This window comes from Parabacteroides goldsteinii DSM 19448 = WAL 12034 (genome assembly GCF_000969835.1).
In the GTDB taxonomy this organism is placed as follows: Bacteria; Bacteroidota; Bacteroidia; order Bacteroidales; family Tannerellaceae; genus Parabacteroides; species Parabacteroides goldsteinii.
The window spans coordinates 1,796,349-1,822,331 of the sequence record NZ_KQ033913.1; the positions used below are offsets into that span (position 1 = coordinate 1,796,349).

Consider the following 25,983-nt stretch of genomic DNA (forward strand, 5'->3'; position numbering starts at 1 on the left):
AATCAACCTGTGTAAAAATCACACAAGTTCAAACAAGTTGCAGTAAACCTCATCAATCAAAATAATTAAGATGGAACAAGAAATTCAATTAAACGAACATAATAAGGCTGAATATCCACCGATGCATACAGCCGAACATATTTTAAATCAGACGATGGTTCGCATGTTTGGTTGTCCGCGTTCGAAGAATGCCCATATAGAAAGGAAAAAGAGCAAGTGCGATTATGAATTATCGGAAGCGCCTACCGCTGAAATGATGGCTGAAGTAGAACGCCGGATAAATGAAGTAATAGAACAGCATCTGCCTGTAACGATCGAATTTATTCCGAAAGCGGAAGCCGGAGCCATTGTCGATCTCAGTAAATTACCGGAAGATGCGAGTGAGACATTACGTATTGTTCGTGTCGGAGATTATGATGCCTGTGCATGTATTGGTGCACATGTCAGCAACACTTCTGAAATAGGGCGGTTTAAACTCTTGAATTACGATTATACTGACGGACGGTTACGCCTGCGGTTCAAACTGGAAACTGCATAAACAAAGATATAATTATTAAAGAAAGGCTCTTATCCCCAACACAGGTAAGAGCCTTTTCTGATATTAATCGGATTAACGGGAACGAACTTCCCTTCTCATAAAAGAAACGTAAGACAAGGCAAAACAAACAACTGTCGCTGCAATCAACCCTGTCAGCTGCGGCCAGACAACGATCAGGCTCTGGCCCAGAGGCAACGGACTGGGGATAGCCCCATGCACCTGTTCCATCGTCAACGGTCCCAGACTTCTGACAGAAGGCATCAGCAAGGTTGTCGTTGCATCACTGAACAACTGGCTCGGCGCGAAGCGCAACAGGTTAAGCATAAAGCGCTGGTAGCTGATTATCTGGTAATCGCTGGCAAATCCGGAAGGACTGAGTGCTTTCCCTATCAGATTGATGATCATATTATAGAACACACTGAAAAATAACCAGATGGCCACACAAGCCAGTGCGGATGTCGCAGCCTGACGGAACTGTATGGAAAAGAATATCGACAGATTCAGCCAAAAAGCAACATAGAAGATGCTGACAATGATAAAGAACACCATTCGCAAAAACTCTTCCGCCGTCGGAGGAATACCGATCGCTATCAATCCGAATCCCATCACCAGAAACCCCAGGGAGAACAACATAATGCCAATAACAATCAATGCCCCGACGAATTTGGCATTAATCAGGTAATCACGATGGATAGGTTGAGACAGGATACGACTCAATGTACCTCTGTTTTGTTCAGAATTGATCGCATCGAATCCTAACGCAATCCCCAGCAAAGGCCCCAGGAAACTGATAAAGACAACAAAAGAAGGCAAAGTTCCATCCGAAACGGTAAACAGTTTCAGGAAAAGGAACGCATTGTCTGGGTCATTAGGCTTGATGGAGTCTCCGATATTAGTCAGAGCAGTATATAACGACCCCATACAAGTCAATGCAATAAGGACGATCATGATAATAAAACGCCAGCTTCTCACATGATCGGAGACTTCTTTATTCACAATTACCCAAAAGGGATGATATATTCTATTCATGACCTTTACCTCCTTCGAAATAATGATTATAAATATCATCGAGTCCGTGCTCTTTCTTCTGTTGCTCCGTCAGTTCAATGTCGGCCAACAGTTTACCACTGCTGAACAGACCGACACGGTTACAGACCTGCTGAACCTGGTCCAGATGATGGGAAGAGAACAGCACCGTCAGCCCTTCTTCATGACTCAGCTGATGAATCAGGTCCATAAACTCACGGACACCGGCAGGATCTATTCCTGATGTCGGTTCGTCCAAAATAATCACTTCCGGATCTTTAATAAGGACATCTGCCAAGCCTAAACGCTGACGCATACCCCGCGAATATTTACCGGCTTTCTTATTCCCTTCATTCATCAGACCGACTCTTTCAAGCAATTGAACAGCTTTTTCCTTTGCATCCTTCTTCGGAATACCGTTCAGCTGAGCTGTATATACCAGATTTTCTATCCCGGTCATGTCGTCATAAAACCCGACATCTTCCGGCAGATAGCCAACTATCCGTTTTACTTCTATCGGGTGCGTGGTAGAATCTACGCCACATACTTTCACAGAACCCGAAGTCGGCTCAGTCAGTCCCAGCATCATCAGGATCGTTGTAGACTTTCCGGCTCCGTTAGGTCCCAGTAATCCGAATATGTCCTTTTTATTAATGGTCAGGTTCAAATCATTTACCGCAGTAAAACCACCATACTTTTTTGTCAGTCCGGTAAGTTCAATAACTGGTTGACCCATGGCTTACCTCCTTCCATATTTGCGGAACAGATAATAGACGCCTCCCAATACCAAAACAATGATCAGAACACCAACCCAGCCCCATATCATCGGAGTTTTTACGGAAATACGAAAATCGGTTGTAGCATTTACCTCCGGAGTCTTGACTGTCATCTTTGTTACATAATCTCCGGGAAGTGCTTTTTTAGAAGCCTTTACCGTAGCAACAACGTTTGTAGTCTGTCCGGCTCCCAGCTTCATCAGTTTTGCCGGTTCGAAAGTAACCTCCCAGTCTACCGGTTTGCTGGCAGAAAGCTCTATATCTTTTAGTTCGGCAGAACCGGTATTTTTCACAACCAAATCGATCCGTTTCGTCTCACCGGCTGTAATATCAGAACTAAGCAAACCTCTCGGAGTAGTCAATTCCATTTCATAAGAACCGGTTACTACCACTTCCAGGTCCAGATCGGCAGAAGTGGAACCCGTCGAGGCATGAACAGGTATTTTATAACTTCCTGCTGCAACATTAGCCGGCGGGTTGACGTCGATAGTTATATTCTGGGTTGCATTAGGTTCTACCTGTGCAGATGTTGCCTGCTTGTAATTCGGCTTGAATACCACATTCCAGCCCCGCTGTACATCGGCTGTCAAAGCATAGAGTTGCTGCTCCGCTGTACGGTTCTTGATCGTTGCATTGAATGTAAATGTCGATTTGGAATTTCCCTCCATGTTCGGCTGCGTAGTCGTGAAATCGGTCTGGTAAGTTCCCTGCTTGGAGACGGTAATCGTAAGCGGGAGTTTCGCCATTCCGTCGGCAGAGACCGTAAAATTATAAGTACCTTTATTCACCTTCACCGGCACTTCGACCTTTAAAGAGAAATTTTTCTTTTCATCCGGCAGAACTGACAACTGACTGATTGTAAAACCTCCGGACTTCACCTCATAACTCCATCCCCGGGGCATTCCTTCCACGGAAATCGTCGCATTCTTCACTTCGTCACTCTTGTTGATGACGTCAACACTGTAATCAATCGACTCTCCCGGTGGAACAGAAATCTTTGTGTAGGGAGTGTACAACATCACGCTCTCTTTTGTGTCCGTAGCGTGGATCTTACAAGGGATAACACCCAATAACAGTACCAATAGTAGGTTTAAACAGTTAATTTGCATTTTCATAATGATTTTTATAGAGTATACAAAAATGATTACTTAATTAGCCGGTGACAAATATATAAACTGTGATTATTAGCAATTATTAAAAGTGTTAAAAAAAATCTATTACACAAGATCTCCCATCTTTTTACCCTAAGGCCCTCTCCTGTTTACGACAACAGATTATTCAGCATCTATACATTATATATAGACAAAACCAAAAGATGTCATTCGGATGCTAAATAGACCGAATTATTATGTAAATGTAACACTGAAATAAAATATTTTTATGTAAGTTTGCGAGCGCTAAGAAAGACATTTTATACAGAAATTTAAATACAAGAGTTATGCAATCAATTGACAATTTCAATTTTGCCGGCAAAAAGGCATTTGTAAGAGTTGACTTCAACGTTCCATTGGACGAAAACTTCAACATCACAGACGACACTCGTATCCGTGCCGCTCTTCCTACTCTTAAGAAGATCCTGGCAGACGGTGGCAGTGTAATTATCGGTTCACACCTGGGCCGTCCGAAAGGCGTTACAGATAAATATTCTTTGAAACATATCCTGAAACACGTTTCTGAACTGCTGGGCGTAGAAGTTCAGTTTGCTAACGACTGTATCGGCGAAGAAGCCGGCGCTAAGGCTGCTGCATTGCAACCGGGCGAAGCATTGTTGCTGGAAAACCTTCGTTTCTATGCTGAAGAAGAAGGCAAACCAAGAGGTTTGGCGGAAGACGCAACAGACGATGAAAAGAAAGCTGCCAAGAAAGCCGTTAAAGAAAGCCAGAAAGAATTCACAAAGAGACTGGCTTCTTATGCAGACTGCTATGTAAACGATGCATTCGGTACAGCTCACCGTGCTCACGCTTCTACAGCGCTGATCGCTGACTACTTCGATACTGACCATAAGATGTTCGGTTACCTGATGGAAAAAGAAGTAAAAGCTGTCGATAAAGTAATGAGCGACATCACTCGTCCGTTCACTGCTATCATGGGTGGTTCTAAAGTTTCTTCTAAAATCGAAATCATCGAAAACCTGCTGGGTAAGGTAGATAACCTGATCGTAACAGGTGGTATGACTTATACTTTCACAAAGGCTATGGGTGGTAAGATCGGTAACTCTATCGTTGAAGACGATAAGTTGGATCTGGCTCTTGACCTGATGAAGAAAGCAAAAGAAAAAGGTGTAAACCTGGTATTGGCTGTAGACGCTAAGATTGCTGACGCTTTCAGTAACGACGCAAACACTAAATATGCTGACGTAAACGAAATTCCTGACGGATGGGAAGGTCTTGACATCGGTCCTAAGACTATCGAAATCTACGCTGACGTTATCAAAAACTCAAAGACTATCCTTTGGAACGGTCCTACAGGCGTATTCGAATTCGATAACTTCACTGACGGTTCACGTGCAGTAGGTAACGCTATCGTTGAAGCTACAAAGAACGGTGCATTCTCTCTTGTTGGTGGTGGCGACTCTGTTGCCTGCGTTAACAAGTTCGGTATCGCAGACCAGGTTTCTTATGTATCTACAGGTGGTGGTGCTTTGCTGGAAGCTATCGAAGGTAAAGTTCTTCCGGGTATCGCTGCTGTAAAGGGCGAACCGTATAAATAAGAATAAGAAAATACTCTTATCTAAATAAGCGCCAAGGCTGTCCCTGAAAAGGTGACAGCCTTTGTTTGTTTCATCCTATAGAAACAGTTGTTTCATTATGAAGAAACTGTTGTTTCTATAGGTAGAAACACTTTTTACCATAGAAGGAAGAATCATTCGGAAAGTGTCATTCTTCTATGGAAATTTATACCCGTATCAGAATATATTCTAATATCAGTCTTGCATATTGGAACTCAATCTAAATATTTTGTACCTTTGCCCGACATTATTCGAAAATCATTGAAAACAACATAGAATTAAAGAAAATGGCAAAAGAGCTGAAAGAACTGACTAAGAGAAGTGTAAACTACTCTCAGTGGTACCAGGATTTGGTTATTAAAGCGGATCTGGCAGAAAATTCTGCTGTACGTGGCTGTATGGTTATCAAGCCTTACGGATACGCTATTTGGGAGAAGATGCAACGTATCCTCGACGATATGTTCAAGGAAACAGGACACGTAAACGCTTACTTCCCTCTGTTGATCCCGAAATCATTCTTAAGCAAGGAAGCCGAACACGTGGAAGGTTTCGCCAAAGAATGCGCTGTTGTTACACATTATCGTCTGAAAACAAACCATGACGGTACAGGTGTAGTTGTCGACCCGGCAGCTAAACTGGAAGAAGAACTGATCATTCGTCCGACTTCTGAAACAATCATCTGGAACACATACCGTAACTGGATTCAGTCATACCGCGACCTGCCTATCCTATGTAACCAATGGGCAAACGTGATGCGCTGGGAAATGCGTACACGCCTGTTCCTCCGTACCGCAGAATTCCTGTGGCAGGAAGGTCACACGGCTCACGCTACCCGTGAAGAAGCAGAAATCGAAGCAAAGAAGATGCAGGAAGTATATGCAAACTTTGCTGAAAACTATATGGCAATGCCGGTTATCAAAGGTGTAAAATCTGCCAGCGAACGTTTCGCAGGCGCTTTGGATACCTACACTATTGAAGCGATGATGCAGGACGGAAAGGCTTTGCAGGCAGGTACTTCCCACTTCCTGGGACAGAACTTCGGTAAGGCTTTCGATGTTACTTTCATCGACAAAGAAGGCAAGAGTGATTATGCCTGGGCTACTTCATGGGGAGTTTCAACCCGTCTGATCGGTGCCCTGATCATGTCTCACTCGGATGATAATGGTCTGGTATTGCCTCCGCACCTCGCTCCTATCCAGGTTGTGATTATTCCGATCTACCGCAACGATGAACAGTTAGCTCAGATCAGCGAAAAGGTAAACGGTATCGTTGCCAAACTGAAGAAGATGGGTATCTCCGTTAAGTTTGACGATGCAGACAACAAAAAACCGGGATGGAAGTTCGCAGAATACGAACTGAAAGGTGTTCCCGTACGTCTGGCTATGGGCGGACGCGACTTGGAAAACAACACGATCGAGGTAATGCGCCGCGATACGCTGGAAAAAGAAACCATCACTTGCGACGGTATCGAAGAATACGTACAGAATCTGTTGGAAGAAATCCAGCAGAACATTTTCCAGAAAGCTCTTGATCATCGTACAGCTTGCACGGTAACTGTCGATACTTACGAAGAGTTCAAAGAAAAGATCGAAGAAGGCCTGTTCATCATGGCTCACTGGGACGGTACTCCCGAAACAGAAGAACTGATCAAGAACGAAACCAAAGCAACTATCCGTTGTATCCCATTGGAAGGCGATAAAACACCGGGTAAGTGTATGGTTACCGGCAAACCTTCCGCACAACGCGTATTGTTTGCACGGGCTTATTAAGCAACATAAACAATAAAATATATGAATGAGGATATGCCTTCACAGGTGTATCCTCATTTTTTATCTATTGTAAATCAAGCTTAATATATCTTTTACATAAAAAAATAATTATTTTTGTACGTAAAGACTAATATGATTACAGAGCAAACAATGGCTTAAATCAACCCAAAAAACAGAATAGATAATGGGATACACAGAATTCATATTGACAATAAATTCCTCTTGCATTACCATACTGATCATATTGGCAATAATTTTGTTGGTTGCCACCCGCTTCCGGGGAGAGAACGGATACGCGGCAGCCATTATCGTACTTCCAAACGTTCCGGTCTACATTTATAATATGAGCCGTATGCTGGGTTGGCACGAGATCACCCTGTTCATGTTTCCCATCAGTTACTCTGTCAATACAATGTTGATGCCTCTACTGTGGCTTTTCACTCTCAGAAATTTCGATACGGACTTTCGCTTCAGACCGATACAACTGCTACACTTCATTCCTGCAGCCGTTTCCGTTATCATCGTACTTTCGCTGTCTACACAAGAACGGATGGATAATATTATATATGAAATGAGCGGCGACGATATGTGGGTCGGCGATCTCAATACGCTTATCATATTATTCCAGATGTTCCTTTATTTTGCAGCCATTTTCCGTTATCTTCATAAAAAGAGACACTATATCAAAGAAAACTGGTCTGATGCGGAATACCTGCAAAAAGAGTGGATACCGAAACTGATGTACCTGTTTGCCGCCCTGTTTGTTATCGTCATGACCTGCTACGTGATATGGCCCCGGACGGACGCCTGGCTGATACAAATACTGAATGTTATAGCTATGAGCTATTTGACATACAACTCTATAGCACATCCGGCCGTACTTTCCACAACCGAAGAAGTGTCGGCCACAGAAAACAACAGTGAGAATACCCCCTCTCCCATATTGGATGAAATACAAATGCAGGAAATCTGCAAACGGGTAACCGAGTACCTGGAAACCTCTCAAGCATTTCTCCGGAACGACCTCTCACTGGCAATGCTTTCCAAAGAAACCGGTATCCCGCAAAAGATGCTTTCACGTGCCGTCAACAGCTATATGAAATGCAACTTCTTTGAGCTTATAAACGCGATGCGCGTGGAAAAAGCCAGGCAGCTATTACTTTCACCCGAAACTTCCGGTTATACGATAGACAGCATTTACGAAGAATGCGGCTTCCGTTCCCGTTCGACATTCTTTCTTGCCTTTAAGAAAGCGGAAGGGAAATCTCCCGCCCAATGGCTCAAATCGCAGAAAAACGAAACTTTTTAGTCCGAATGCAGTGCATTCAAATTAACCCGGGCTCCGATTATTAGGAGCTCTCGTTCTTTTATGTTCTCTTTGTGCTCATAATTATCGAGTTAAAAACAGCGGAACCGAAAAGCTTACGAGTAGGATAAACTTCTAATTTCTTCCATTATGAAAAGGACTATTTCAAGAAAAGTTTTGTTTTTGATGCTAACTCTTTTTACAGCATTTGCCATTCAGGCACAGGAAAAAGGAGATATGGCAGCAGGTCTTAACCTGTCTTACGGCACAAAAAGCGGTTACAGCAATTTTGGGGTCGGAGCCAAGTTTCAGTACAGTTTTACCGATGCTCTCCGTATCGAGCCGTCAGCTACCTATTTCTTCAAAAAAGATTATGTAAGCATGTGGGATATCAATGTAAACCTGCATTATTTATTCCATGTAGCCGACAAGTTCGCATTCTATCCCCTGGCAGGCGTTTCACTGCTCGGAGCCAAAGCAGATCTGGGTGACAGTCTGAAAGAATACGGCGTGAAAGCCAGTGCTTCCGAAACCAAATTCGGAGCCAACCTGGGAGCCGGTGCGCAATATTGGCTGACAGATAATTTCGCCCTGGCTTTCGAAATTAAATACCAATTAGTCAGCGACTACGACCGTCCGGTGTTCACGCTCGGAGCAGCATACAAATTCTGAGCAAAGTACTGTTAATAAACAAAAAAGAGCAACAGTCCGAAAAAGAGTACGCGAATACTTCCAAAGTCCGAAATTCTTGTTATATTTGTGACGTTGCCGTCAGGTAACAGACATTTTAGACACATGGAAAGTGTTTAGCTTTGTTCTCAGAGATAAAATCTGGTAAATTTTTCGCAGGAGAATGATAAGCTGTACTCTTCACGTCATTGTTATATACATACGAGTATATGTCAAAGGGCGTGGGCTGTTGCTTATTTTACTGCACGGGTTTACCAGAGCCTATCTCTTAAAATAAGTCAAGAGTCTCACGCTTTCCTTATAATATAAATAGCCGTACTCCGGGACTAAACGGCAAGAACCTGTCAATGCACATGAAAAAAACAGAAACTCTCTATCCATTCCCGGCATCATTTATTCGTCCTGAATGCATTCTTTTAGTCAGAAACTAGTCTGAATGCAAGGAATTCGGATTTATCCGAACGTTTATTTCTAGGTTACCCGGGGATTTTATCGTCCATTTGCAGCAAGCAAAGTTTATCGCACCATCAAATCGCAATGTTATGGTAACCAAAGACAGTCAGAAAGAAAATCATCCTTCCGGTGAGAACCTCCGGCTCCAACTGCCGTCCGATCAGATGGCTGAATATTGCCGACGGGTGGTCAGCCACCTGGAAGAAGAAAAACGATATCTCAATCCGAACTACTCGTTATGGGATTTATCGCGCGAGACTGGTATTCCTGTCAAAATGATATCCAAATCTATCAATAAATATATGAAGCGGAACTTTTACGACTTGATTAACCGGATGCGGATAGAAGAAGCCAAAGCCATACTCAGAGAAATGGCTGTAACAAACAGTAAAGCGATGATCGAAGAGGTAGGGACACAATGCGGATTTCATTCCCGTTCCGTTTTCTTCTCTCGGTTCAACGAATATGAAAGAATGAGCCCGAAGAAGTACATGAATTTGTACGAGAAACCTTCTCACAAGCCTGGCAGCGGCAAATAAATAACATCAAACTATAATTTATAAATCAAAGAAAAATGAAAAAGCTAGTATTAATTCTATCCGCCTTATTGTTCCTGATCGGGACAACGGACGTACAAGCCCAATGGGGAAAGAAGCTCCTTAAAAAAGCAGGTGAAAGTGCCAAGCGAGCAACAGAACGTAATGTCGAAAAGAAAATAGACAAAGCAGTGGACAAAACTTTCGATAGCGCCGAAGATGCGGTGACGGGGAAAGGGAATGATAAGAAAGACAACACCGCCACCGATGTCGATGATAATACGGATGCCGACGGGCAGGATGTGGAGCAGGATGGAGGGCAGCAGAAAGGGCAATCGCTTGAAATGACGTATGCCAAAAGCGACTTCGTGCCGGGGGATGAGATTATTTTCGAAGACCTCGTTGACAACGAACAACTCGGTGAGTTCCCCTCCAAGTGGGATTTGTTGGGAGGAAATTGTGAAATCGCGACTGTCGGTGGAGTGAAAGTCATTTCTTTTGACAGGTCAACTTCCATAACTCCTCTAATGAAGGATGCGAAGAACTATCTTACCGAGTCTCATACCGTAGAGTTTGATTTTTATGTACCCGAAAAGGGCGGCGGTTGGTGGAAATTTGCCTTCAGAAAACCGTCGAGCAATGATTTTATTTCGCATGCCGAGTGGTATGTCCAGGCATCCAATGAGCGTGTGATAGAGGCCGACTGGGTAACGCCATCGAAAGAAAGTCGCACCTCAAACATCAAAATTGATTTGTCGGCCGTGGGTTGGCACAAATGCCAGATGTCGTTCAACAAACGTGCTTGGAAAGTGTATATCGATGGCGTGAGAGTGACAAACGCTCCTAACGTTGTTCAACCCGGATGGTTTTACATAGAGGCTGTGACGAGCGAATCCATGGGCAAATATTTTCTCAAGAACGTCCGCATCGCCAAAGGCGCCGTCCCCTTGTACGACCGCATGATGTCTGACGGTAAATTCATCACCTACGGTATCACCTTCGATGTCGGCAAATCGACCATCAAACCGGAGAGTATGGGTGAAATCAACCGTATCGTCACCTTGATGAAAGAAAACCCCGATCTCAAATTCTCCGTCGAAGGCCATACCGACAGCACTGGCAACGAGGCTTCCAACCAGACACTGAGTGAAGCCCGCTCGAAAGCCATCGTCGACAAACTGATCGAACTGGGCATCGCCACCGACCGCCTCACCGCTTCCGGCAAAGGACAATCCTCTCCCATCGCCGATAACGGAACCGACGAAGGCCGTGCCAAAAACCGACGGGTTGAATTTGTCAAGCTGTGAGAGCAGAGCCAAGCTTGCTTGAGCTATGCCGAGCAGCGCCGACAAATGGGCGGAGCCAATTTGTGAAGCAGTAAGTAAACGCAGAGCCAAACTTGTTTGGACTCTACCATAACAACATACTAAAAAGCGCTCTTTGACGTATTGGTTTACACGCTTAAAATAATTTCTTCGGAAACAAAAGGTTTTGAGAAGTATTTGCATATCTTTGCAAAGAACCAACAAACCATAAATTATGACACAGCAAAATGCTATCAAAGTTTTTGAAGAGAAGAAAGTCCGCACATTATGGGATAGTGAAACCGAAGAATGGTACTTTTCTATTGTTGATGTGGTGGCTGTATTGACCGACAGTCCTAACCCCAGAAAATACTGGAGTGTATTAAAAAACCGATTAAAAAAGGAAGGAAGTGAGTTGACTACAAATTGTAGTCAACTGAAAATGCTTTCCTCCGACGGCAAGTATTACAAGACTGACGTTGCCACCACCGAGCAACTCTTCCGCCTGATCCAATCCATCCCTTCGCCCAAAGCCGAGCCGTTCAAACTCTGGATGGCACAGGTAGCGAAAGAACGTCTCGACCAGATGCAAGACCCGGAGTTATCCATCGAACAGGCCATGACCGACTACAAACGGCTAGGCTACTCCGATAACTGGATAAACCAACGTCTTAAAAGCATCGAAATCCGTAAAGACCTGACCGACGAATGGAAACGCCAGGGATTGGAGGAAGGCGTACAGTTTGCCACTCTAACAGATATTATCTATAAGACGTGGGCAGGAAAAACAGCCAAAGAATACAAACAATTCAAGAGGCTGAAAAAAGAAAACCTGCGCGATAATATGACCAACAAAGAGTTAGTGTTAAACATGCTTGCCGAACTCTCCACCAAGGAGATATCGGAAGTGACGGAAACAGAAACTTTCGACGATCATATGGAAGTAGCCCGCCGTGGAGCTAACGTCGCCAAAGAAGCCCGCATGAAACTGGAAGAAGAAACCGGCCGGCCGGTCGTAACCCCCATCAATGCAAAAGACTTTCTACAATTAGAACAGGATAAAGACGATCCACAGATTGAAGTGTAGGAATGCTCTGTAATACATTAGTGTACATGCTAAAGAATATGAACAATCAAAAAAGAAAGGAGATAATGAAATGATTACCATCACTTTCGACGAAAGCAACGAAATAGGGCGTATTCTGATGAATATTGTCCGTGTTCTTAAACAATCGGTTAAAAATCCCATGATACATATCAATTATGAAAATGACGATATGACCGACGAAGAAATGTCACTCGAAGAAAAAGAAGAGATATTGAACGATATCCGAGAGGGACTACGGGAACTTAAACTCGTACGAGAAGGTAAGATTAAACCTCATACCGTTGAAGAACTTTTGCAGGAATTAGAGGATTGCCCACATGATATAAAAGAATATAATTCAACTGGTTACAATTTGTAACCAGTTGAATATAAAAAACACTTCCGTAACCAAAAGCGTGTAAACCAATCACAAAGTTTACACGCTTTTTTTGTGTGCATATATGAAAATAATGTAACACCATAAAAACGGAACGACATGAAAAAGACCTTATTCCTACTAGCATTAGCCTGCTGCCTCCCCACCGCGGGACACAGCCAGGGCTTTATGAAAAAGCTGAAGCAGAAAGTGGAAAACGCTGTCGGCATCAGCGAAAGCACCGACATTGCGGAAGATCAGACGCAAGCCGACGACAATCACGACGGGAACAGCGATGGCAACAAACCGATCCAACGCCCCACCCCGTCCGACAAACTGCAGAAACTCCGCACCGCTACCGCTACATGGGACGAAGCAGTCACCCCCAGCAAAGCCTCCTCCATCGAAGCCCTGCTGAAGGAACTTCCCCCGCTCCCATCGGTCGATGAAATGGCGAACCCCAATGCCGCCGCCCGCGAAACCTACTACCGGAAGATAGTAGCCGTTACGACGCGCGTCAGGGAACTCGACAAGCAATACACCTGCTCGAACGAAGAAATGATTGCCTTCCGCGAAAACATGTACGCCTCGACTGCCAAAAAACTCGGCATCACCGAAGCCGAACTGCGGGCCCTCGAAAACGACATGACCTCCGAAGCCGAAAAAGAACGCATCACCCAAAAGATCGTTAGCAACACCATCGGCGACATGAGCAGCCTCGAAGCCATGGCCGTCGACATTGAAAAACGCGAAGCAGCCGCAGGTGGCGAGCTGAGCGACCAGGACCGGCTGGCCATCCTTGCCGAACACGGCAACGCCATGGAAGACCTGGGCGCACTGATGGAAAAATCCTCCTCCCTTTCAAGCATACAATCCGGTAGCGGCGATGCCGAACTGGACCAACGCCTCGCCGAACTGATGCAAAAACAGATGGAGGGCCCTCCTAACCCGCTCATTAACTACAATAAAATACTCGGAAAAAATGCCGACATCATCAAAAGCCTCTACGCCCGGCTCTGCAACACCGACGACCCGGCAGAGATCGAGCAGATCTACACCGAAGCCGACGAGCTGGCCAAACGCGCCCGCCGCGAAGCCGCCGTCACCTGGCGCAAATACCTGGCAGAGCAGATCGAACTGAACAGGGGGCTCTACCCGCAGAGTATGTCCCTGCAGGCCGACATGGTGAAAGCCGGAATGATCCCCGCCTGTGCCGAGAAACGCGCCAGCCTCAATATCGTGACCATCTGCGCCAACCTGCTTGACCAGGCATACCGCGATTTTCCCGAACCGGAATTTTCGCCCGTCTGTAAAGAGACCATCATGAAATTCCCGAAGAGCGAACGGATGATGCGTGCCGAGAGCGGTTATGCCACCTCCGTCGACGGCTTCTTGAGCGGCAGTGTCATCTGGACAATCGACGAAGAGAACGGCACCGAGTACATCTACGAGAACGGCAAGAAACGCGAAATGGACACCAAAGGTCGGCAGGCCATCAAGCAACAGCAGCAAAAACGCGAAGACTACGACCCGCCTTACGGCACCTGGACTTCGCAAAGCGGCAAATGGACCGCCACCTACTCGCGCGACGGTGCCCTGACCCTGCACGACGGCTCCACCTTCTATCCCTCGGCATTGAAGAAGGAAGGCAATCGGCTGATATGGGTAGAGGTATCCGGTGAAAACGTAGAGAAATGCGTCTACAAATTATAAAGATATTCCTCGTGCCGGCCCTCGCCTTCGCCCTTTGCACGGCATCCGTGGCGCAGGATTATCAAGCGATCTTTGAAAAAGAATGGATAGAAGCAAAAAAATACACAACCAGGCAAAAGGAGATCTGGGAAGTTGTTTTTTCAGAGTTCGGCCTCCCTGTCGAACTGGCGGCAGCAGTCGTTTTCCCCGAACTGCTCCGCTACTCCGCCTTGCAGAATCTAATGGAGACAGTAGCCATCAAAGCACTCTACCTGCAAGGCGGAACCCGCGGGGCCGATTTCTCCATCGGACGGTTCCAGATGAAACCCTCCTTTGCCGAAGCGTTGGAGCACGACTGGATGCAGATCCCGTTACGCCACGAATACGAAATCTATTTCGACCTGGCCGACAACGTCTACGCCCGCCGCGCCCGCATCCGCCGGTTGGATAACCCTGAATGGCAATGCATCTACCTCGCCCTTTTCCTGAAACTCCTTTACCGGCGTTTCCCCGAATTGGCCGAAGAGACAGCAACCGGGCAAGTCCGTTTCTGCGCCACTGCCTATAACGGCTCTTTCCGCGACAGCTACGAAGAGATCCGCCGCCGGGCCGGTCGCCGCTTCTACCATACCGATTTCATGCCGACCGCCGCAACCGTCTATTATTCATATTCGGACATCGCGGTCAGCTACTATAAAAAAACAAACGGGGATAGATTCTGGTAGACCCGTCGGTGACTTCGGAAACTCCGGAATGCAATTTCCGGGTTTCCGGGGAAACCGATTCCCCGAAAGGTAAAAAGTCTCACCCGCGTGACATCGTCAACCTCACACAGGTGACATCTAAAGACTCACACGGGTGACATCGAGAGCCTCACGCAGGTGAAACCGGAGACCTCACACAGGCAAGACCGGGAACAACTGTATAAGAGAATGAAACAACTTATTATTAATAATTTAAAAATAAAAACAATGGCTAAGTACAAATTAATTAAAAGAACGAACCCGCTGAAAAAGGATGCACCTCCCAAATGGTATGCAACCCCTAATAGCGAATCCCCGCTGTCGGGCAAGGCGATGACACGTGCTGCCACCGCCAACACTACCATGGCTCCCATCGAGATGGAAGCCTCGTTGGAACTCCTTGCCAAATTTGTGCCCCAACAGCTTCAGCAGGGGCACACAGTGAAAATTCCTGGTTTAGGAACCTTTCGTACCACCTTCAAAAGTGACGGTGTGGAAAATATCAACGATTTCCGGGCAAACAGCATGATCAAGAATGCCCGCATCGTCTTCACCCCCTCAAAAGAGCTGCGCGAAAGCGTGCTCAATGGCCTCACCTTCGAGGATGGAGGCGTGCTGGAAAATGATATCAGCTACGCTTCTCTGGCCGATTATCGCCTGGCGAAGAGCACCCCTCCGGAAGGTGGTGGCGGTGGCGAAGACAGACCAGAAATCGAATAAAACTCAATGTGTTACTTATTAACGGATAAAACGAACAGTTATGAAAACATGGATACTACTGCTATTTGCTGGGCTGCTGGGAATGACAACGGCAGAAGCACAAATCTCGTTCTACGGCGAGTGGTGCTACAGCAATGGCGAACTCATCAGTAAGACGTGGGTGTCGCCCAAAGGTTTGCGGTCGGAAAGCGTTGATAAGCAGACAGGCAAAAAGTTCATAACCCTTTGCCTCCTGGACACAAAGAAAGTGTATGCGCTATTCGAAGATAAAAAGACCGGTTTTCTGATTAACGACATCACGAAATTTGCCGGAACCAACCAGATGGTAGGGCTCGATCTTGTTAGCAATGAACAAAGTCATACGGAATACCTGGGTGAAGAAGAAGTGGACGGGCGCATGTGCAAAAAATATTACAGTTATCGCACAAGCATTAATAACCTGACAGGGGAGGCACAGACCGAGAATGCAGGCTTGACATGGATTTACGAACCATTGAAGGCATCCAACTATACAGGTTGCATCGCCGAAAAACCCGGTGGTCAGTACGATAGATTACAAGTGCTGCGCAACATCCGGCAAGGACCGCAACCCGCCCATCTGTTCGAATTGCCTGAAGGTTACAAAATCACCGAAATGCCCAGCGGTGGAATGTTGGAACTATTCTCGGGAAAATCGCGCCAGGAGAGCCAAAAAAACTTCGACGATACCCGCGACGCTTTCCAGAAAAAAGCCGAAGAAATAAAATCCATCAACGAAGGTTCGGACAAGAGCCCGGAAGAAAAGATTAAGGCATTGCTCGAAATGTTCGGTGCCGGACAGAAAAAGAAATAAACAACCATAAGAAACAATCGCTACATGAAACCAATATACTCCCGCCGGAATTTTCTGAAGGCATGTGGCCTAGCAACAGCCGCACTGTGCTCGGATGCCCTCCGGTCTGCCACGATAAAAGTAGCAAGTCCGGAAGTGGAGTATGTATTGCGTGGAGGACAAACCTATATCGACGGACGATGGTGTAGCTGCGACATCGGCATAACTCCTAGAGGCAGACTGGTAGTGAGCAAGTCTCCTATCCCTTGCCATTATGTGATCAACGTGAGCGGAAGAGTCGTCTCTCCCGGCTTTATCGATATCCTGGCCGACAATTCCGCTAATCCCGAAAGGACTTTCCTCACATTCGAAAAATACAAACTGGGCGACGGTGTCGCAACAGCCCTGCAAATGCACGGCGGAGCAACACATGCAGGCGATTATTACCGTCATTTCAGCCGGGAAAAACACTACGTCAACTGGGGTGTTTCCACTAAAGTAATGAACCTCCGGTATAAATATCCGGTATTGGCAAGTCGCCTGAAAGCCATCGAAAGCAGCCTGGAAGAAGGCGCACTGGGCATCTCCCACAGCCCGGAATATCACCCGGACACAACCAGGGAAGAGCTCCTGGCCTATGCCCATCTCGCCCGGAAATACGAACGGCCGCTTTTCCTGCACACACGTTATTCCTGCCGCGATAAAGAATTGCTGGGAGTAGACGAAGCGATCCGGCTGTCGCACTTGACAGGGTGCAGAGTACATATCGACCACCTCAACTCGACAGGCGGCACCTTCCACATGCCCGAGGCATTGAAACGTATCCGCGAAGCCCGTACCAGCGGACTGGAAATCACGACATGCGTATACCCCAGTTCCTATTGGGCCACTTATCTCCATTCTTCCCGCTTCACCGAGGGCTGGCAGGAACGTTACCAAATAACCTACTCCGACCTCGAAATCGTCGGGACCGGCGAACGGCTGACGGAAGAAAGCTTCAACCGCTACCGCAGCCAAGCCGGCGTACTGGTTGCCGTCCGCCCCGGTGTCCAGCCGATGGAGACAACTGTCAGGCTGGCCCTCCGGGAAGACTTCTGCGTGATCGGCTCCGACGGCGGCATCGAAAAAGAACGGTGCGCCAACAACCATCCCCGCGGTGCAAACTGCTTCGCCTCCGCTATCCGTTATGCGCTGGACGAACGTATCCCGCTGGAAAAGATACTCAACAAGATGACTACCCGCTCCGCCCGGATCATCGGTTTCCCGATGCGCGGACGCGGCGAACTACGAAACGGATACATCGCCGACCTGACGGTATTCAACCCCGAAACGATCCGAGGACGGGCAACGAATGCCAACCCCTGCCAATTCTCCGAAGGAATAGAACTGGTCATCGTAAACGGAAAAATCGCTTTCGACAGGCACAGGCCGACCGGAGAAATGAATGGTACAGATATCAAATATGAATCGATAACGCAACTTTATTATTAATCACTAACATATCAAGCGTATGAAAACACATCTGAAAACATTACTGCTAATCGCCATCTCCCTGATGGCAACTGTGGGGCTGAACGCCCAGGAACCCTTCTTCTTCACTAAGGACGGATTGAAGATCACCCTGGCCGAAAAAGACGGCAAAGGAAAGATCAACGGTTACAGCCAAAGCACCGTCGTTAGCGTGGAAGGCGAACCCTCTAACTGCACCGTCGTCTACAAAACGATGGTGATGGACAACAAGAAAAAACCGTTGCTGAACGAAGAGATGGACATGAAAATCTACATCAAAGACGGTGTCGTCACGTTCGACCCGACTTCGCTGGCCGGCAAGCTGATGGAAGGCATGACTGTGAGCGGCGATAACCTGATACTACCCGCCGACGTTGCTGTGGGCGACGTATTGAAAGATTACACCATCACCGTCAACATCGGTGCCATGAAAACGACAACCGCTACCTCCGATATCAAAGTGACGGGCGAAGAAACGCTCGATATCGGCGGAACCTCCATCGACTGCCTGATCGTCGAAAGCACCGTCCTCTCGAAAGTGATCGGCATCAAGCAGCAGATGAAGCAGAAAGTATGGTACGGCCGCGGCATCGGTCCCGTGAAAACGGAAACTTACAACAAGAAAGGCAAGCTGATGTCCGTACAGGAAATAGTAGAAATAGAAGGCTTTTAAACCCTAAAAAACAAACGCATCATGAAAAAGACAATCGTAGCACTTATGTGCATTGTAAGCCTCGTGATAATGACGGCTTGCGGAGGTTCACCCGTTGACAAATCCTTGAAGAAAATCGACACCGCCATCGAAAAGCTGGAAAAAGCAAATAAGAAAGGCGAGAAACTGAGCAAGGAAGACATGGAACAGATAGGCAAAGACCTGGAAGAACCGCTGAAAGTATTGAATGAAGCACTGGAAAACGACGAAATCGGCGGTGTAACAAAACTGAAAATCGTCGCCAAGGTGTCGAAGCTGTCCATCCTCGCCATCAGCGCAGGGCTAAAAGATCTCGACCTGAACGAGCTGATGAAGGATGCCAAGAAAACAGCTCCGGAGGAGAAAAAAGAGTAACGAACCAAACAACAATAACATGTCAAACATCATCGACGGAATAGTGAAAGGATTGTCGGGCTTTATGCCGCAAGACGATCCGGATGTGAAAATATTCAATGCACAAAGTGAATTGAAAGAACTTGCCGGTAAAGAAGAGAAGGTCTATGCCCGTCTCGGCCGGCAAGTATATGAAACCGATGGAGGCAAAAGCTATCCGGAGATAAAGACTGAACTCGACCAGCTTGCCGCCAACCGGCAGGCTGCAGAGGAACGCCTGAAAGCTGCACGCGAAGAAAAGATAGCCCGCGAACGTGCCAAGGAGGAAGAACGTGCCCGTCGCGAAGCCGAAGAAGTCGCCCACAGCTGCCCGAATTGCGGAGCCTACAACCCCGAAGGAACCAACTTCTGCCAGGATTGCGGTACACGCCTCGCTCCACCGGCACAAGCTCCTGCCGCCAAACGCTTCTGTTCCAATTGCGGAGCCGAAGTAGCAGCGGGACACCGTTTCTGTAGCAATTGCGGAACGAATGTCGGTTAAACTTGATCTATCTTTATTTAACAATTAAAAAACAAACAATATGGCATTTTGTACTTTTTGCGGAACACAAGTCCCCGACGACATCAAATTCTGCACCTCGTGCGGAAAACCGATGGGAATAACGGTGAAAGTCCCTACCCAGCCTGTACAGCCCGTGCAGCAGGTGCAGCCCCAAGCTCCGTCGCCACCGCCCCAACCGCAGCAGGCTCCCTCTGTTTATGCGCAACCGCAGACCGCACCACCGCCTCAACAGGCTTACACGGTACCACCTGCACAGCCATACGCAGCCCAGCCCTATGCGGCGCAACCGTATGCACCGGCTCCCGACCCGAACGCCCTGCCCCCGGGCAGCAAGTACGAACCGATCACGACCGGCGGATTTATCGGCATCATGTTGCTGATGATGCTACCCATCGTCAACCTGATCCTGCTCCTTGTATGGGCATGCGGCGGTTGCCGGAAAGTGAATAAGACGAACTTCGCCCGTGCCATGCTTATCATCATGCTGATAAGCGCGGTTCTTTCGGGCATCATCTTCCTTATTTTCGGAAGCATGTTCGGTTCCGGTCTCAGTGACATTACAGATACACTCAAATCGCTCGAATAAATAACAGTAAGAAACAAAACAACTAAAATTAAAGGAGGAAATAATTATGGCATTCTGTGGAAAATGTGGACAACAAGTAAACGACGGAGTTAAATTCTGTCCGGCCTGCGGCGCACCGATGGCGGCAGTCGCTCCTACTCAGGAAACACCGCCCCAGCCGGCGGCGGCTCCGCAACAACAGTATCAACAGCCCCAACCGGTACAGCAACCACCCCAGGCCCAGCAACCCCAACCGGCTGCCGGCGATACCTTCTCGAACCTGAACAACACGGCCGACAGCACGGCCCAGTTCGATCCCAGAGACATCGAACAGCACAAAGGCATGTCGATCCTGGCCTATTTCGGCCCGCTGGTTCTTATTCCGATATTGGCGGCCAAAGACTCGCCTTTTGCCCGATATCATTCCAACCAGGGTTTGCTGCTTTGCATCGCATGTATCATATATGGTATAGCGTACAGCATTCTGAGCGGCGTGATCCTCGCTATCTCATGGCGACTCTATTTTGTGGTGAGCATCATCGGTCTTATCGGTTTCGTATTTGCCGTGCTGGCCGTGATCGGAATTCTCAATGCCGTGAACGGTCGAGCCAAAGAGCTCCCGCTTATCGGAAAATACCGCTTATTAAAATAGTATTCATCTCTAATAATTTACTCTTATGAAACAGATTATACTTATGGCAGCTACTGCCCTGTTCGCCTCAACCAACCTGATGGCACAAAACACATCGGTTTCACTGCGTAGTGCATTCGATCTTCTGGCGTTCCTTACCGCTTCGCCGGACAGCACCATCCATTACGATGAAAACGACAAAAAGAGTACAAAAGAAGAAAACGTATTCAATGACAAGAACTTCGTCACCCAGACCAATCATTATACCTGGGAGGAAGCGACAAGCAGCTGGAAAACGGCCGGTAAAACCGTCAACACGCTCGACAGTAAAGGACGTACAACAACGGCTATCGGTTATTCTGCCGACGGAACGGAAACCGACAAGACAGATATGACCTACGAAAATGATCATATTTACCCGAAAATGATTACCAGTTTTACCAGGGAAGGCGGTAGCTGGAAACAGGAAGGCATTGTAAATATAACTAACGTAAAGGTCAACTCCGCAGGTATGCCTACTTTACTCGAACTCTCAACTACAGCGGAAGGAATGACTTTCAATATGAAAATGGGAATGACTTACGACGGAGATATCAGCATGACCAAAATGTCAACCGATATGATGGGCTCCTGGGCTGTAATGTCAGAAATGAAAAGCGAAATAGTTGACAAAGGCAACCCGGTAATCTCCAAAAGCTGGGGGAAAACCTATTTCCCAATAGCCACCGACTGGCAATACGATGGCAAAGATTACGCCTACTACTCCAGTCACCAACCGGGCAATCCTTCCGGCAACGAAACCATCACTGCCGAAAAACCCGAATGGCGACTAAACGGAACCATCCTCGAAGTCCCGGCAGCCGAAAACGGTATCGAGATATTTGCTATCGTCGGACGGCTGGTAAAGAAAAGTTCCACATCTACAATAGATGTTTCAACACTCTCACCGGGCGTTTATATCGTGAAAACGGATAAAGGTTCCTTCAAGATCAGGTTCTAACATTAATACCTATTGGTTATGACAGCAAAAGAAGTTTTTTCAAAGACACTGCAATTCGGCTGGATCAAGCTGGGGCTGCGATTGCTCAATATCCTGATAGCCGTCGTTCTGTTCGCCATCATGATGGGTATCGCCGTCCTGTTCGATAGTGGAGGAGTCGGCGCAATCATGTTCATTATCTGGCTGAGTCTGATCGGGATAGTGAATTTCTTCCTCAACCATTACATCGGCTATCTGGTGAAAGCCGGGCATGTAGCCGTAATAACGATAGCCTTTCAAACAGGGCAAGTCCCTGCCAACCCGTTTGAAACCGGAAAGACGATGGTGAAGGAACGCTTCGGTACCTCCAACGTATACTTCGCACTCGACAAACTGGTAGCCGGTTCCGTCAAACAACTGCAACGTACCCTGGGGCGTATCACCGACGGACTGCTCGGAGCACTGCCGGGAGCCGATGGCGTAAAAAGCCTCATGAATATGTTTCTGGATATCTCCCTCGGCTACGTCGATGAATGTTGCCTGGGATATACCTTCGCCCATCCGGAACAGAATGCCTATAAATTGGCCGCCGACGGTGTGGTTATCTATTTCAAGAACTGGAAGACACTGTTGAAAGACGCAGCGAAGACAACCGGTGTGGTTATCCTTTCATTCGTGGCAGTAACGCTGGTGGCATTCGTCCTCTTCGGCGGGCTGTTCCGTCTATTTGGATGGAGCGGATTTATGGCTTTCATTATCTCCTTGCTGTTCGCTTATACGGTAAAATATGCTTTTATCGACAGCTGGATACTGGTAAAAATGATGAGCAGCTATATGCAGGTAGCTCCGACCACCCAAATCACCTTCGACCTCTACGGCAAGTTGTGCAACCTGTCGAAAAAGTTCAAAGAACTGTTTAACAAAGGCACGAGCGAACCGCAACCGGCTTATGCGGGACAAGCGTCCGGCTATGGTGAACAACAATCTCCAGCAGAAATACCACAGGCAGCCGCTCCCTCTTACGATCCGCCTGCCCCCGTTTCAGCCGCTCCCCGCTTCTGCCCTTCCTGTGGCAAAGCGTTGGAACCAAAAAAAGTCTTCTGTGGTAATTGCGGGACACGGTTCGGATAGTAATAAAAAAACTAACTGACTTATAGCTATTCACAGCAAAAACGACTGGAAGTCCTCTGTTGGCTCCAGTCGTTTTTGCTGTGACAACTTGGCATAAAACATAGAACTATCCATTAACAATATCATTTTACAAAGGAAAAAAGTCAAAATTAAAACCCTTTCAATATCCAATATCCTAATTTTGTGAAACTAAGGAAGATGTATTATCCCTGTTCTATACAGACTTAACTTAATTCGAATGCAAATGAAAGCTACTTTATCCTCATTATTGACTGCTTTGGTTATCATACTGGCGGGATGTACTTCCGGCCAAACGGTCAGTATCAAAGATCTTCGGGTTGAAATGAAAGAAAACCCGGTAGGCATTGGTGTATCACAACCCCGCTTTATGTGGAAAATCTCTTCCGGATCACCCGATCTCACGCAGACCTCCTATCAGATACAGGTTGCCGAATCTCCCGATAACCTGAAAAACGGGAAAGAACTGCTTTGGGACAGCGGTGAAGTGAAAAGCGATGAGTCCATACTCATCCCCTACGGAGGCAATCCGTTACAATCCAGAAAACAATATTATTGGCGTATTAAAGCCAATACGAATCAAGGCTCAACGGACTGGAGTCCGATAAACACCTGGTCGATGACCTTGCTCAATCCTTCCGACTGGAAAGCAACCTGGATCGGCGAAAACAATCTTTCCAACCCAGGGGAGACGAAAGAAGGGAAGACACGTCTTGCCGCTCGCAATCTCCGCAAAGAGTTTGTTGCGGATAAACCGATTCAAAGAGCTGTTCTATACATTTCCGGCCTCGGTTTTTCCGAATCCTATATCAATGGAAAACCTGTAAGCGAAGATATTTTCGCGCCCGGACCATCCTGGTATCCTAACCGTGTATATTATAATGTATATGACGTGACGGATCTGTTGTCAAAAGATAAAAATACGATAGGCGTTGCCTTGGGTAACGGTCGTTATTTCGCAATGAGAGACCGGCAGGAAACGCTGCCCTCCCTGCTTGCACAACTGGAAATCGAGTATGCCGACGGCTCGCAAACCGTCATAGTCAGCGATACCTCATGGAAAGTAACCTCCAAAGGCCCGATCATTGCCAACAACGAATTTGACGGCGAAGAATATGACGCCCGCCTGGAACTGAGCGGTTGGAACAAAAATGGTTTCGACGACTCTAAATGGCTCACGGCAGATGTCATGACAACTCCCGCCGGTAAATTAACCGTACAGTCAAATCCGAACCTCCGTATCCAGGAAGAAATCAAGCCGGTCAGCATCACCGAAAGACCGGACGGCAAATATATCATCGATATGGGACAGAATATGGTCGGCAGGTTAGCTGTCAGCCTGAAAGGAAAGAAAGATCAACCTGTCACTATGAAATTTGCTGAATTACTCAAGGAAGACGGTTCGCTTTACCTGGCAAACCTGCGTAGTGCCAATGTAACCGATATATATACCCCGGCTCGCGACGGCCAGTTCAGCTGGGAACCGATATTTGTCTATCACGGATTCCGTTTTGTAGAGATTTCGGGGCTTGATTATAAGCCGGAATTATCCGCCTTTACCGGAAAAGTAATCTATGACAAAATGAAAACGACCGGAAAGTTTGAAACTTCCAACCCTCTGGTGAACCAGATCTATAAAAATGCCTATTGGGGTATTCGTGGCAATTACCGGGGCATGCCGACTGACTGTCCGCAACGCGACGAACGTCACGGATGGCTGGGAGACCGTGTAACCGGAGCATATGGAGAAGCTTTCATCTTCAACAATGCCCTCCTGTATAATAAATGGTTGCAGGATATCGAAGACTCCCAAAGCCCGGAAGGAAGCATCTCCGACGTATCTCCCCGTTATTGGACGATATACAACGACGATGTCACCTGGCCTGCCGCCTATTTCTATGTAGCCAACCTCTTATACCGCCAGTTCGGGGATAAGAGTGCCATCATCAGACATTACCCGTCTATGAAGCGATGGATGCAACACATACAACAAACAGCCATGCAGGATTATATCATCGTAAAAGACACTTACGGTGACTGGTGTATGCCCCCGGAATCACAGGAGTTAATTCATTCGCAGGACCCGGCCCGTAAGACTGACGGTGCTATCCTGTCTACAACCATGTATTACAGCCTGCTGAATATGATGAGCGAATTTGCCCGGCTAAGCGGACAGGAAAACGATATTACAGCCTATCAGGAACTGGCAGCAAAGATGAAAGAAGCCTACAACGCAAAATATTTCCATCCGGAAACAGCCCAATACGGCAACAATACGGTTACAGCCAACATCCTGTCATTACGTTTAGGACTCGTTCCAAAAGGATATGAAGAAAAAGTGTTTGCCAACATTGTCAAGAAAACGGAGGGAGACTTCGGCGGCCATGTCAGTACCGGTGTCCTGGGCATCCAGCATCTGATGCGCGGCCTCACCGAATACGGCCGGGTAGATATGGCCTGGAAGATTGCTACGAACGACACCTACCCGAGTTGGGGATACATGGCAAAGAAAGGTGCCACCACCATCTGGGAACTCTGGAACGGAGATACCGCCGACCCTGCCATGAATTCCGCCAACCATGTCATGTTACTGGGCGACCTGATCATCTGGTACTATGAAGACCTGGCTGGAATCAAATGCGCTCCGGAATCCGTCGCTTATAAGAAGCTGATCATGGCTCCGGTATTTCCCGAAGGGCTGAATGCCGTTTCCGCCTCCTACGAATCAGTTTACGGAGAGATCAAAAGTGCCTGGAAAAAAGAAAACGGTACTTTCAGCTGGGATATTACAATCCCCGGCAACACCTCAGCCGTCGTACGGATACCGAAAGAGTTCCGGATCAAACAATCCAACCAATCGGGTATCAGGAGGGTGAATGACACTGCCTCCTATACGGAAATCGAGATCGGTTCGGGCAGTTATCACTTTAATAACTAAAAATAAATATGAAGAAAAGTCTGTAAATGACATCCTTGATCTTAATCATT

The 25,983-nt window shown here is 47.1% G+C and carries 25 protein-coding genes; 22 read left to right on the forward strand and 3 right to left on the reverse strand.

The genetic code is table 11. The features are described 5' to 3' along the window. Positions 1-70 precede the first annotated feature (70 nt). Positions 71-538, forward strand: a complete 468-nt coding sequence (locus tag HMPREF1535_RS20365) for an alanyl-tRNA editing protein (protein WP_007656048.1) — start codon at positions 71-73, stop codon at positions 536-538. Between the two features lie 72 nt (positions 539-610). Here HMPREF1535_RS20365 and HMPREF1535_RS20370 read toward each other — a convergent pair whose 3' ends face one another. From HMPREF1535_RS20370 to HMPREF1535_RS20380, 3 genes are read right to left on the reverse strand one after another with little or no spacing between them, the layout of a single operon-like run. Next, on the reverse strand, positions 611-1,567 hold the full coding sequence (locus tag HMPREF1535_RS20370; protein WP_007656046.1) for an ABC transporter permease: 957 nt from the start codon (positions 1,565-1,567) through the stop codon (positions 611-613). Beyond that, on the reverse strand, positions 1,560-2,300 hold the full coding sequence (locus HMPREF1535_RS20375; RefSeq protein ID WP_007656044.1) for an ABC transporter ATP-binding protein: 741 nt from the start codon (positions 2,298-2,300) through the stop codon (positions 1,560-1,562). Before HMPREF1535_RS20375 ends, HMPREF1535_RS20370 begins: the two co-directional genes overlap by 8 nt. Positions 2,301-2,303: 3 nt before the next feature. Then, entirely contained in the window at positions 2,304-3,455 is a 1,152-nt protein-coding gene (locus tag HMPREF1535_RS20380) for a COG1470 family protein (protein ID WP_044246210.1), read from the reverse strand. A 323-nt stretch (positions 3,456-3,778) separates the two neighbouring features. Between HMPREF1535_RS20380 and HMPREF1535_RS20385 the strand changes: the two genes are divergently transcribed. The 21 genes from HMPREF1535_RS20385 to HMPREF1535_RS20485 all read left to right on the forward strand — a co-directional run bounded on the left by HMPREF1535_RS20385 (position 3,779) and on the right by HMPREF1535_RS20485 (position 25,933). Beyond that, complete coding sequence (locus HMPREF1535_RS20385) at positions 3,779-5,050, forward strand: phosphoglycerate kinase (RefSeq protein ID WP_007656041.1); 1,272 nt, start codon at positions 3,779-3,781, stop codon at positions 5,048-5,050. A 305-nt stretch (positions 5,051-5,355) separates the two neighbouring features. Further along, positions 5,356-6,837 (forward strand): proline--tRNA ligase, encoded by a 1,482-nt coding sequence (gene proS, locus HMPREF1535_RS20390; protein ID WP_046147312.1) that lies wholly within the window; start codon positions 5,356-5,358, stop codon positions 6,835-6,837. A 184-nt stretch (positions 6,838-7,021) separates the two neighbouring features. After that, a complete protein-coding gene (locus HMPREF1535_RS20395) occupies positions 7,022-8,146 on the forward strand; it encodes an AraC family transcriptional regulator (protein WP_046147313.1) in 1,125 nt (374 codons plus the stop codon). A gap of 147 nt (positions 8,147-8,293) precedes the next feature. Continuing rightward, the gene (locus HMPREF1535_RS20400) at positions 8,294-8,815 is read left to right on the forward strand and encodes a porin family protein (protein ID WP_224265409.1); all 522 of its coding nucleotides are present in this window, start codon (positions 8,294-8,296) and stop codon (positions 8,813-8,815) included. Positions 8,816-9,375: 560 nt separating this feature from the next. Continuing rightward, positions 9,376-9,825, forward strand: a complete 450-nt coding sequence (locus HMPREF1535_RS20405; protein ID WP_046147315.1) for a helix-turn-helix domain-containing protein — start codon at positions 9,376-9,378, stop codon at positions 9,823-9,825. A gap of 35 nt (positions 9,826-9,860) precedes the next feature. Then, positions 9,861-11,129 (forward strand): OmpA family protein, encoded by a 1,269-nt coding sequence (locus HMPREF1535_RS20410; protein WP_046147316.1) that lies wholly within the window; start codon positions 9,861-9,863, stop codon positions 11,127-11,129. Between the two features lie 232 nt (positions 11,130-11,361). Next, on the forward strand, positions 11,362-12,213 hold the full coding sequence (locus tag HMPREF1535_RS20415; RefSeq protein WP_046147317.1) for a BRO-N domain-containing protein: 852 nt from the start codon (positions 11,362-11,364) through the stop codon (positions 12,211-12,213). A gap of 70 nt (positions 12,214-12,283) precedes the next feature. Further along, positions 12,284-12,592, forward strand: a complete 309-nt coding sequence (locus tag HMPREF1535_RS20420; RefSeq protein ID WP_046147318.1) for a hypothetical protein — start codon at positions 12,284-12,286, stop codon at positions 12,590-12,592. Between the two features lie 117 nt (positions 12,593-12,709). Further along, entirely contained in the window at positions 12,710-14,302 is a 1,593-nt protein-coding gene (locus tag HMPREF1535_RS20425) for a hypothetical protein (protein ID WP_046147319.1), read from the forward strand. Continuing rightward, complete coding sequence (locus HMPREF1535_RS20430; protein ID WP_229102632.1) at positions 14,284-15,006, forward strand: hypothetical protein; 723 nt, start codon at positions 14,284-14,286, stop codon at positions 15,004-15,006. Before HMPREF1535_RS20425 ends, HMPREF1535_RS20430 begins: the two co-directional genes overlap by 19 nt. A 246-nt stretch (positions 15,007-15,252) precedes the next feature. Continuing rightward, entirely contained in the window at positions 15,253-15,744 is a 492-nt protein-coding gene (locus tag HMPREF1535_RS20435) for an HU family DNA-binding protein (RefSeq protein WP_007656024.1), read from the forward strand. A 40-nt stretch (positions 15,745-15,784) separates the two neighbouring features. Next, a complete protein-coding gene (locus tag HMPREF1535_RS20440; protein WP_007656023.1) occupies positions 15,785-16,576 on the forward strand; it encodes a hypothetical protein in 792 nt (263 codons plus the stop codon). Positions 16,577-16,600: 24 nt separating this feature from the next. Beyond that, positions 16,601-18,046 (forward strand): amidohydrolase family protein, encoded by a 1,446-nt coding sequence (locus tag HMPREF1535_RS20445; protein WP_046147320.1) that lies wholly within the window; start codon positions 16,601-16,603, stop codon positions 18,044-18,046. Positions 18,047-18,065: 19 nt separating this feature from the next. Then, positions 18,066-18,737: a TapB family protein gene (locus tag HMPREF1535_RS20450; protein ID WP_007656021.1), complete on the forward strand. Its 672-nt coding sequence runs from the start codon at positions 18,066-18,068 to the stop codon at positions 18,735-18,737. Between the two features lie 21 nt (positions 18,738-18,758). After that, positions 18,759-19,130 carry a hypothetical protein gene (locus HMPREF1535_RS20455; protein WP_046147321.1) on the forward strand — a complete coding sequence of 124 codons (372 nt, stop codon included), beginning with the start codon at positions 18,759-18,761 and terminating at the stop codon, positions 19,128-19,130. Between the two features lie 19 nt (positions 19,131-19,149). Beyond that, a complete protein-coding gene (locus HMPREF1535_RS26340; protein WP_007656019.1) occupies positions 19,150-19,650 on the forward strand; it encodes a zinc ribbon domain-containing protein in 501 nt (166 codons plus the stop codon). Between the two features lie 40 nt (positions 19,651-19,690). After that, positions 19,691-20,257, forward strand: a complete 567-nt coding sequence (locus tag HMPREF1535_RS20465) for a zinc ribbon domain-containing protein (protein WP_046147322.1) — start codon at positions 19,691-19,693, stop codon at positions 20,255-20,257. A 46-nt stretch (positions 20,258-20,303) separates the two neighbouring features. Continuing rightward, on the forward strand, positions 20,304-20,888 hold the full coding sequence (locus tag HMPREF1535_RS20470; RefSeq protein WP_046147323.1) for a DUF4870 domain-containing protein: 585 nt from the start codon (positions 20,304-20,306) through the stop codon (positions 20,886-20,888). A gap of 25 nt (positions 20,889-20,913) precedes the next feature. Beyond that, positions 20,914-21,867, forward strand: coding sequence for a T9SS type A sorting domain-containing protein (locus HMPREF1535_RS20475; RefSeq protein WP_046147324.1), 954 nt, complete (start codon positions 20,914-20,916; stop codon positions 21,865-21,867). 18 nt (positions 21,868-21,885) lie between these two features. Further along, positions 21,886-22,977, forward strand: coding sequence for a zinc ribbon domain-containing protein (locus tag HMPREF1535_RS20480; RefSeq protein WP_046147325.1), 1,092 nt, complete (start codon positions 21,886-21,888; stop codon positions 22,975-22,977). A 244-nt stretch (positions 22,978-23,221) separates the two neighbouring features. Continuing rightward, positions 23,222-25,933 (forward strand): alpha-L-rhamnosidase, encoded by a 2,712-nt coding sequence (locus HMPREF1535_RS20485; protein ID WP_046147655.1) that lies wholly within the window; start codon positions 23,222-23,224, stop codon positions 25,931-25,933. Positions 25,934-25,983: the final 50 nt, after the last annotated feature.

Coding starts and splice junctions, on each gene's coding strand:
- HMPREF1535_RS20365 (WP_007656048.1), top strand. CDS start 71: ATGGAACAAGAAATTCAATTAAACGAACATAATAAGGCTGAATATCCA.
- HMPREF1535_RS20370 (WP_007656046.1), bottom strand. CDS start 1,567: ATGAATAGAATATATCATCCCTTTTGGGTAATTGTGAATAAAGAAGTC.
- HMPREF1535_RS20375 (WP_007656044.1), bottom strand. CDS start 2,300: ATGGGTCAACCAGTTATTGAACTTACCGGACTGACAAAAAAGTATGGT.
- HMPREF1535_RS20380 (WP_044246210.1), bottom strand. CDS start 3,455: ATGAAAATGCAAATTAACTGTTTAAACCTACTATTGGTACTGTTATTG.
- HMPREF1535_RS20385 (WP_007656041.1), top strand. CDS start 3,779: ATGCAATCAATTGACAATTTCAATTTTGCCGGCAAAAAGGCATTTGTA.
- proS (WP_046147312.1), top strand. CDS start 5,356: ATGGCAAAAGAGCTGAAAGAACTGACTAAGAGAAGTGTAAACTACTCT.
- HMPREF1535_RS20395 (WP_046147313.1), top strand. CDS start 7,022: ATGGGATACACAGAATTCATATTGACAATAAATTCCTCTTGCATTACC.
- HMPREF1535_RS20400 (WP_224265409.1), top strand. CDS start 8,294: ATGAAAAGGACTATTTCAAGAAAAGTTTTGTTTTTGATGCTAACTCTT.
- HMPREF1535_RS20405 (WP_046147315.1), top strand. CDS start 9,376: ATGGTAACCAAAGACAGTCAGAAAGAAAATCATCCTTCCGGTGAGAAC.
- HMPREF1535_RS20410 (WP_046147316.1), top strand. CDS start 9,861: ATGAAAAAGCTAGTATTAATTCTATCCGCCTTATTGTTCCTGATCGGG.
- HMPREF1535_RS20415 (WP_046147317.1), top strand. CDS start 11,362: ATGACACAGCAAAATGCTATCAAAGTTTTTGAAGAGAAGAAAGTCCGC.
- HMPREF1535_RS20420 (WP_046147318.1), top strand. CDS start 12,284: ATGATTACCATCACTTTCGACGAAAGCAACGAAATAGGGCGTATTCTG.
- HMPREF1535_RS20425 (WP_046147319.1), top strand. CDS start 12,710: ATGAAAAAGACCTTATTCCTACTAGCATTAGCCTGCTGCCTCCCCACC.
- HMPREF1535_RS20430 (WP_229102632.1), top strand. CDS start 14,284: ATGCGTCTACAAATTATAAAGATATTCCTCGTGCCGGCCCTCGCCTTC.
- HMPREF1535_RS20435 (WP_007656024.1), top strand. CDS start 15,253: ATGGCTAAGTACAAATTAATTAAAAGAACGAACCCGCTGAAAAAGGAT.
- HMPREF1535_RS20440 (WP_007656023.1), top strand. CDS start 15,785: ATGAAAACATGGATACTACTGCTATTTGCTGGGCTGCTGGGAATGACA.
- HMPREF1535_RS20445 (WP_046147320.1), top strand. CDS start 16,601: ATGAAACCAATATACTCCCGCCGGAATTTTCTGAAGGCATGTGGCCTA.
- HMPREF1535_RS20450 (WP_007656021.1), top strand. CDS start 18,066: ATGAAAACACATCTGAAAACATTACTGCTAATCGCCATCTCCCTGATG.
- HMPREF1535_RS20455 (WP_046147321.1), top strand. CDS start 18,759: ATGAAAAAGACAATCGTAGCACTTATGTGCATTGTAAGCCTCGTGATA.
- HMPREF1535_RS26340 (WP_007656019.1), top strand. CDS start 19,150: ATGTCAAACATCATCGACGGAATAGTGAAAGGATTGTCGGGCTTTATG.
- HMPREF1535_RS20465 (WP_046147322.1), top strand. CDS start 19,691: ATGGCATTTTGTACTTTTTGCGGAACACAAGTCCCCGACGACATCAAA.
- HMPREF1535_RS20470 (WP_046147323.1), top strand. CDS start 20,304: ATGGCATTCTGTGGAAAATGTGGACAACAAGTAAACGACGGAGTTAAA.
- HMPREF1535_RS20475 (WP_046147324.1), top strand. CDS start 20,914: ATGAAACAGATTATACTTATGGCAGCTACTGCCCTGTTCGCCTCAACC.
- HMPREF1535_RS20480 (WP_046147325.1), top strand. CDS start 21,886: ATGACAGCAAAAGAAGTTTTTTCAAAGACACTGCAATTCGGCTGGATC.
- HMPREF1535_RS20485 (WP_046147655.1), top strand. CDS start 23,222: ATGAAAGCTACTTTATCCTCATTATTGACTGCTTTGGTTATCATACTG.